5 protein-coding genes are annotated in these 7,770 nt (G+C 59.0%); all 5 read left to right on the forward strand.

Annotation, left to right across the window (positions count from 1 at the left end; translation table 11 throughout):
* The first annotated feature begins 116 nt into the window (after nucleotides 1-116).
* Entirely contained in the window at nucleotides 117-989 is an 873-nt protein-coding gene (locus WCO56_27720; protein MEI7733391.1) for a hypothetical protein, read from the forward strand.
* Nucleotides 990-1,344: 355 nt separating this feature from the next.
* Nucleotides 1,345-2,088, forward strand: coding sequence for a sigma-70 family RNA polymerase sigma factor (locus WCO56_27725; GenBank protein MEI7733392.1), 744 nt, complete (start codon nucleotides 1,345-1,347; stop codon nucleotides 2,086-2,088).
* A 68-nt stretch (nucleotides 2,089-2,156) separates the two neighbouring features.
* Complete coding sequence (locus WCO56_27730) at nucleotides 2,157-4,961, forward strand: protein kinase (protein MEI7733393.1); 2,805 nt, start codon at nucleotides 2,157-2,159, stop codon at nucleotides 4,959-4,961.
* 152 nt (nucleotides 4,962-5,113) lie between these two features.
* The gene (locus WCO56_27735; GenBank protein MEI7733394.1) at nucleotides 5,114-5,857 is read left to right on the forward strand and encodes a sigma factor; all 744 of its coding nucleotides are present in this window, start codon (nucleotides 5,114-5,116) and stop codon (nucleotides 5,855-5,857) included.
* Between the two features lie 43 nt (nucleotides 5,858-5,900).
* Nucleotides 5,901-7,736, forward strand: coding sequence for a serine/threonine-protein kinase (locus WCO56_27740; GenBank protein ID MEI7733395.1), 1,836 nt, complete (start codon nucleotides 5,901-5,903; stop codon nucleotides 7,734-7,736).
* Nucleotides 7,737-7,770: the final 34 nt, after the last annotated feature.

Raw genomic sequence — 7,770 nt, forward strand, 5'->3', positions numbered from 1 at the left:
CGGTCGAAAGTTTGAGGATGTGAGCGTTGTTATAACTTAACATAGTAATACTAGCTGCACTCGGTGCTGCGGATCAGGCCGAAACCAACCTGCCGGTCGTTCGCTACCACGGCGTCGTGCTCGAAGCGGCCAACCTAAAATATCGTCCGCACGACGACGTGATTTATCCCTCCGTCGTGCGGGTGGCAGGGCGCATCGCAAATCCGCTCGGCAAATTCTACCTCTATTACGCGCCACACGACGTGCCCGGCGGCATTTGTCTGGCCTATGCCGACAAGCCCGAAGGCCCGTGGCGTGAATACACCAACAACCCGGTCATCGCACGCGATTGGTCGCCACATTACAAGGTCTCGCACGTTTCCGGTCCGGATGCGATCTGGAGTCAGGAAGAGGGCAAGCTGTTACTCTATTTCCATGGCGAAAACCCGATTACGCGCGTGGCCTCCAGCGGCGATGGTGTTCATTTCGATTACGAAGGCGAGGCCGTCACCACGCGCATGTTCCCCAACCTTTCGGAAGCCTCTTATGGCCGCGTTTTTCGCCATTCGCTGCCCGGCAAAGGCAATCGTTTTGTGATGCTGCTGATGGGCAACGACCGTGGCACCCGCCGCATCTACCTTGCCTGGTCGCCGGATGGCCGGAAGTGGGACACTCGTCCGACGCCCTTGATGGATCCGCCTCCCGGAACCGATCAGGTGGCCGGCGCCGTGCTGTTGCCGTGGGCGGGCAAACTCTTTCTCATCGCGCACGCCAACAACAGCAAGGCCAAGTTCAACGAAGGCTTTGATCTTTACGCCGCCGAAGCCGATGCAGCGCTGGAGCAGATCAAGCCGCTCGGCAAATTCTTCGACCGCACGCTCGTCTCCCCAAGCAATCCCGGCGTAATGTCGCCGTGTTTTTTGGAAGACGATGGCCGGTTATGGATGTTCTTCAACATCGGCCCACGCCTGCGGAACAAGATCGCGCTGGCTGTCACCGAAATAAAATAATCCCTCAATGTTCCGACGAACTTGGGCCGATGCACGATATGCGAGGGAACCTTGTGCCCAACCAACATTTTCCCGACCTGCGGGCCATGGCGGCCTAGCTCCATGCGCCACGGAGTGAGGTTGGCGCGCAGAAGCACGGTTGTTCCATGAGCAACTGGAAGTGCCGATTTCCCGATCCGGTATTTTCCCATCGGTGTTAGCTGGGAAATCAGTGGTTTATACTGCTTGTTTCCGGGCGTCGTTCCAATCCCTGAGGGTTTTTAGGATCGCAGTCCAGCAGCGGCCGGACAATCGTTCTGCAACATCGCGAAATGAAATCTGTAACATTTGGCGAACTTTCCGTATTATAATAGGAATGGCTGACAGTGTAACCTCAGAAGGCCGGCCCCGGATGTTCCCGGCAACGCAGTGGACGGTGGTCCTGACCGCGGGCGGGACGCCTTCGCCGGAAGCGGCGGCGGCCCTGGAGGGGCTTTGCCGGTCGTACTGGTATCCCCTGTATGCATTCGTCCGCCGGGGCGGGCATTCGCCGCCGGACGCCCAGGATTTGACTCAGGAGTTCTTCGCCCGCCTGCTTGAACACAATTGGATCGCCCACGCTGACCGGCAGAGGGGACGGTTCCGGTCGTTTTTGTTGATGGCCATGAAACGGTTCCTGGTCAAGGAATGGGACAAGGCAAAGGCGCTTAAGCGGGATGGTCAGGCGCAGCGGGTTCCGATGGAACTTGATACAGCCGAAAGCCGGTACACCAGGGAACTGGCGGACACCCGGACGCCAGAGCAGCTTTTCGAAAAGCAGTGGGCACTGGCGCTGCTGGAATCCGTGCTTCGCCGATTGCACGAGATTTATACCCGGGACGGCAAGGGGGCGTTGTTCCAGGCGCTGGAACCGTGTCTGGTGGGCAGCCGCAACACGCAGCCGTATGCCGTCCTGGCGGCTGAACTGGGGATGACCGAAGGTGCGGCCAGGGTGGCGGTTTGCCGCCTGCGCGAGCGTTATCGGGAGTGTTTAAAAGCGGAAGTGGCCCAGACGGTAGCTTCGGCGGCGGAAGTGGACGAGGAATTGCGCCACTTGCTGCGCGTTATGGCTCGACGATAAACATTTTTTCAGTTTGTCAGTAACGTTTGCCATCCAATTCGTAGTGTAAAGGGTGGAAAGACGATTGTATGGATACAAAAAAGAATTGTCCTGGCTGTCGAAAGCCCCTTGAGAACAATGCGCCTGACGGGCTGTGCCCGGAGTGCCTGCTTCAGGCTGGCCTGGGCACCGGCGTGGACCGAGGTCCCGACAGCCAGACCGGTGCGCCGGCTGCCTCGCCAGCCCCGTCTCCTCCCCTCGCCGAACTCGCTCCGCATTTCCCCCAGCTCGACATTCTCGAATGCCTGGGGCGCGGTGGCATGGGCGTGGTCTATAAGGCCCGGCAAAAGTCGCTCGACCGTTTCGTGGCGCTCAAGCTGCTCGCGCCCGAACGCGTGGGCGATCCGCAGTTCGCCGAACGCTTCACGCGCGAGGCGAAGGCGCTCGCCGCCCTGAACCACCCCAACATTGTCACTATCTACGATTTCGGCCAAGCTGGCGGCTTCTACTACCTGCTCATGGAGTTCGTGGACGGCGTGAACCTGCGGCAGGCGATGAAGGCGGGCCGGTTCACGCCAGAACAGGCGTTGGCGGTCGTGCCACCCGTCTGTGAGGCGCTGCAATACGCCCACAACCACGGCATCGTCCACCGCGATATTAAACCCGAGAACCTCCTGCTGGACAAGGAAGGCCGTGTGATGATTGCCGACTTTGGCATCGCCAAGATGTTGAACGCGGAAAGTGGCACGGGCGTCCCGCCCGTGAACACGGCAAACACGGGCGGGACGCCCGTGCCACACTCGCTCGCTGCCGGAACGCCGCAATACATGGCCCCGGAGCAGCAGACCACGCCGCAGCAGGTGGACAACCGGGCCGACATCTACTCCCTGGGCGTCGTGCTCTACGAAATGCTCACCGGCGAACTGCCCGGCAAACCGCTCGAACCGCCTTCGCGCAAAGTGCAGATTGACGTGCGGCTGGATGAAGTCGTCCTGCGCGCTCTCGAAAAAAATCCAGAACTCCGGTACCAACAGGCCAGCGTATTCAAAACTCAGGTTGAGACCATCGCTTTGTCGGCGTCCGCAGACACATTCACCGCCAGCAACCAACCATACGAGAATCAAGGCTTGGATTATCGTTCGAAAGCAACCCTATGGGGACTGCCCTGGTTGCATGTCACTTCCGGAATAGATCCGAAAACGGGCCGGGCGCGCGTTGCTAAGGGGATTATCGCGATTGGCGGCAAAGCCAAGGGTGTTTTTGCCTTTGGCGGGATGGCGACAGGTGTCTTCGCGTCCGGTGGTGTGGCCGTGGGCTTGTTTGCCTTCGGTGGATGCGCAGTAGGGTTAGTTGCGTTTGGCGGATTGGCCCTGGCCCTGGCCCTGGCCATTGGCGGTGCGGCAATTGCCCCTCTGGCCCTCGGCGGTGGTGCGCTGGGTTATCTCGCCTTTGGCGGTAAGTGCTTCGGAGTGCATGTGCTCGATTCAATGACTCAGGACCCTGTCGCAAAAAGGTTTTTTGAATCATGGGGTCAGGATCTCATGTGGAACCTGCCCTGGCTGAATGTCTTCTTGCTGGCCATTGTCCTGCCCATTTCGGTAGGCATCCCACTCTGGCTGCAACATAAGTCCATGAAGGCCAAACTGAAAGCCCTGGCCAATGCCAGCCCGTTGCCAACGCTGGAATTTTGGCAGGCAATGGAAGCCGGGAACTATGCACGCGCTTGGGAAAAAACGGCTGCGTATTTTCAACGGGACATCAGCAAGGAGGAGTGGGTGAGCCGAATGGAGAAGATCCGTCGCCCCTTGGGTAAGACCGTGTCGCGCAAGCAGCTTACGCTTGGGTTCATCAATCCTGGGCGCCGCTTTGAACAAACTGTCTGCACCGTGTTTGAAAATGGGCGATCAGCGAAAGAAACGGTGTTTGCCGCCTTGCAACCGGAGGGCGAATGGAAAATTGAAAAGTACGATCTTTACCCGATTGACCCTCCGTCACCAGCGGCACAAAACGAACCGCCTGAAAAAATCACACGATTGGATGATGCTCCGACTCGTGATGATAATAAACAGACCGGGGCCTGGTGGCGACTGTTGTTGAGCGTCGTTGTTCAGATTATGGCGGCACTGCCGTTGGTGGCGTTCATGACCTTTATTGTTCCGAAGTTTGAGGTGATGGCGCGCGATTTTTCCGCGCGCTTGCCCGATGCCACGGTGTTGGCCGTGACTGCCGCGAACTTTGCCATCCGGTATGGGTGGCTCTTGTCGGCGGTGGCGATTTTGATGAGTTGGGCGATGTATCGCCGGGGCGGACGGAAGTGGCTGTGGCGTTGGACAGCCAGCGTTGCCGCAATCTTATTTGCCTGGTTTGTCGTGATCGTGGCAGTGGTGATCATTCCAATGATGGTTTACGGCCCGCAGGTGATCCACGGGAAACCGGCACGCGTTTCGGTTCCACCGATTGCCAACGTGAAACTCGCGCCGCGTCTGCAATTCCGTCTTGTCGCCGACGCTGGCGACACCGAGCCCGCCGACACGCTTGCCGATCCAAGCAGCAAGGAACTGTTGCGCGTTCGCAAGGGAATCCTGCTCGATGAATCCGCAGTTAGCAATGCGTCCTTGACGATCTCTCCCGACAACAAGGCGTCGGTGACGGTTGACTTCAACGAAGCTGGCGCAAAACGTTTCGCCGAAATCACTGGTGCAAACATTGGCAAACGGCTGGCAGTCGTCTTGGACGGCAAAGTGCTTGCCGCTCCAACCATTCGCTCGGTAATTCGCGATCAGGCTGTCATCACTGGTAACTTCACCGCCGCCGAGGTGGTCGAGACAATTGCCCGAGCGTTGAATTCAAAGGAGCAAACGCAGCCGCCGCCCGCTCCAGCTACTCATCGCTAAACAATCGTCCGAAAACCAGGGGCAGTAAGGCAAGGTGGCCTGTGCCTCAGTTCTGCCCGCCCTAATTTGTTGCCATGGTCATTCCCCGATTTTGGTAAACATTAAGCCTGTAACGATGGGGTGGTTTCCGGTAATACTCTCTTGGACACACAATGTCTCAGTCCACTGAAACACGAAAGCCGGAGCCGCTGTTTGTCACCACTCGCTGGTCGGTGGTGCTGGCCGCCCGGCGCACGCCTTCACCGGAATCGGCGGCGGCGATGGAAACCATTTGCCACGCCTATTGGTATCCCCTCTACGCTTACGCCCGGCGCTGTGGGCAATCCCCGGCCGACGCCCAGGACCTCACCCAGGAATTCTTCCGCCTGCTGCTGGAAAAGCGCTGGTTTGAGGATGTTGATCGGGAAAAGGGACGGCTGAGGTCATTTCTGGTCACTGCCATGAAACATTTCATGGCCAAAGAATGGCGCCGGGCCAATGCCCAACGGCGCGGCGGAGGAAGCACCCACGTCACCATAGACACCGCCATCGCCGAAGGCCGGTACGCCACCGAACCGGAAACCACCCTGGCCGCCGATGAAGTTTTCGACCGCCAGTGGGCGCTGTCCCTCCTTGATTTCACCATCGAACGATTGCAGGCGGAATACACCTCGACCGGGAGAGGCACAGATTTTGGCATCCTTAAGGACTGTCTTACGGCCTCCCATGGGACCATTGATTATGCCTCCATAGCCCGGCAACTTGCGACCACCGAAGGAGCCGCGCGCGTGGCGATCCACCGGCTGCGCAAACGGTTCCGGCAAATCTACCGCGAGGAAATCGCTCACACGATGCCAGATGGCGCGGAGGCGGAAGCGGAGATGCGGCATTTGGCCAACGCATTGGCCCGGACATAAAGATGCAATTGCCCGGTAACACTTTGCTGGAAACGGGTCAGTAATGAGCATGAACGAAATGCAGAAAACAGTTTGTCCGAAGTGCGGCGCGGCTCTCCCAGCCAACGCGCCCGCCGGGTTGTGTCCTCGCTGCCTCATGGCGATGAACCTGGCCACCCAGACGGTCTTGCTGGAAAACGAGGCTAAAGCACCCCAGATACCTGCGACTCTGCCACCTTCCCCCGCCGAACTTGCTCCACACTTCCCCCAGCTCGACATTCTCGAATGCCTGGGGCGCGGCGGCATGGGGGTGGTCTATAAGGCCCGGCAAAAGTCGCTTGACCGTTTCGTGGCGCTCAAGCTGCTCGCGCCCGAACGCGTGGGCGACCCGCAGTTCGCCGAACGATTTACACGCGAAGCGAAGGCGCTCGCCGCGCTGAATCACCCCAATATCGTCACCATCCATGATTTCGGCCAGGCGGGCGGTTTCTATTACCTGCTCATGGAATTCGTGGACGGCGTGAACCTGCGGCAGGCCATGAAAACCGCCCGGTTTACGCCGGAACAGGCCCTGGCCATCGTGCCACCCGTCTGCGAGGCCCTGCAATACGCCCACGAGCACGGCATTGTTCATCGCGACATCAAGCCGGAGAACCTGCTGCTGGACAAGACTGGGCGCGTGATGATCGCCGACTTCGGCGTCGCCAAGATGCTCAATGCCGAAAGCCCGGATGCCAGCTTCGTGGACAGCCAACCCGCCGGCACACCGCAATACATGGCACCCGAGCAAAAGGGCCGCCACCGCACCGATCATCGCGCCGACATCTATTCGCTGGGCGTCGTGCTCTACGAACTGCTCACTGGCGAACTGCCCGGCAAACCGCTCGAAGCGCCTTCTCGGAAGGTCGTCATTGACGTGCGGTTAGACGAGATCGTCCTGCGCGCCCTCGAGAACAAGCCCGAACTGCGCTATCAGACCGCTGGAGAGATGCGGACGCAGGTCGAGACCATTGTGACGACACCGCCGTCGGCAATTACTTCAAAATCCCCAGCAGGGACAGGCGGCGCACCCGTCCAAGAACAACCGAGCACGCCGCCGCGCTTCTCGCGCGTGGCCATTGTCGGCGCGTGCTTTGCGGCGCTGGGGCTTTTGATGGCAGCACCCGTGCTGTTTCAACCTCATGCTACGCCTATGTTGGGAGGAATGTGCTTGCTGTTCGTTCCCGCCGCAATTCTCGGCTGGATCGCCGTAGCGCAAATCCGCCGCTCGGCGGGAAAACTTTACGGGCTGTGGCTGGCGGTGTTCGAAGGGCTCCTGATTCCGCTGCTCGCGCTGGATCTGTGTGTGATCTGGAACGTGGGTTCTCGTGCCATGTCGGCGTTCACCTCCTGGCAGGCACCGGCCATCAGCCATTACGTCGTGAGGTCGGCTTCCGACTCAAACAAAACGTTCGATCTGATCACTCAGCTCAATGCATACAATTGGCTTCTAGGTGTCGAGTGGAATGTTTTTAATTGGGTCATATTAGGCGTCGCGATCCTTGTTGATTGGCTCATCATCCGCGCCGTCTGGCGCGCAGTGAACAAAGGCACCGCACCTGCGGCGAGCCAGACATGGCAATCCCCGACGATGGGTTGGGGCCATTTTATTGGCTACTTGCAGGGCATCACTTTCACGTCTCCTCTGGCATACAAGCTGGCCAACCTCTCTGCGCTTGGATTTCTCTGCTTCCTCGGCTTCATACCGCTGTCGGGATGGAAAGGTTTTTTTGGTTTCTCCGGGTTCTTCGGCCTGATCGGCCTGTCAACGCTCATCGAGATGGTTGCCCGATCAAAAGCCCGGCGGTCCGGAAGCAACAACCAGCAACCACCGAGTGCATTAGTGCTTATCCGTAAATAGATATTGTCTGTCGCCAGCAGATTATGGCTGCGGC

Source organism: Verrucomicrobiota bacterium, from assembly GCA_037139415.1.
GTDB lineage: Bacteria > Verrucomicrobiota > Verrucomicrobiia > Limisphaerales > Fontisphaeraceae > JBAXGN01.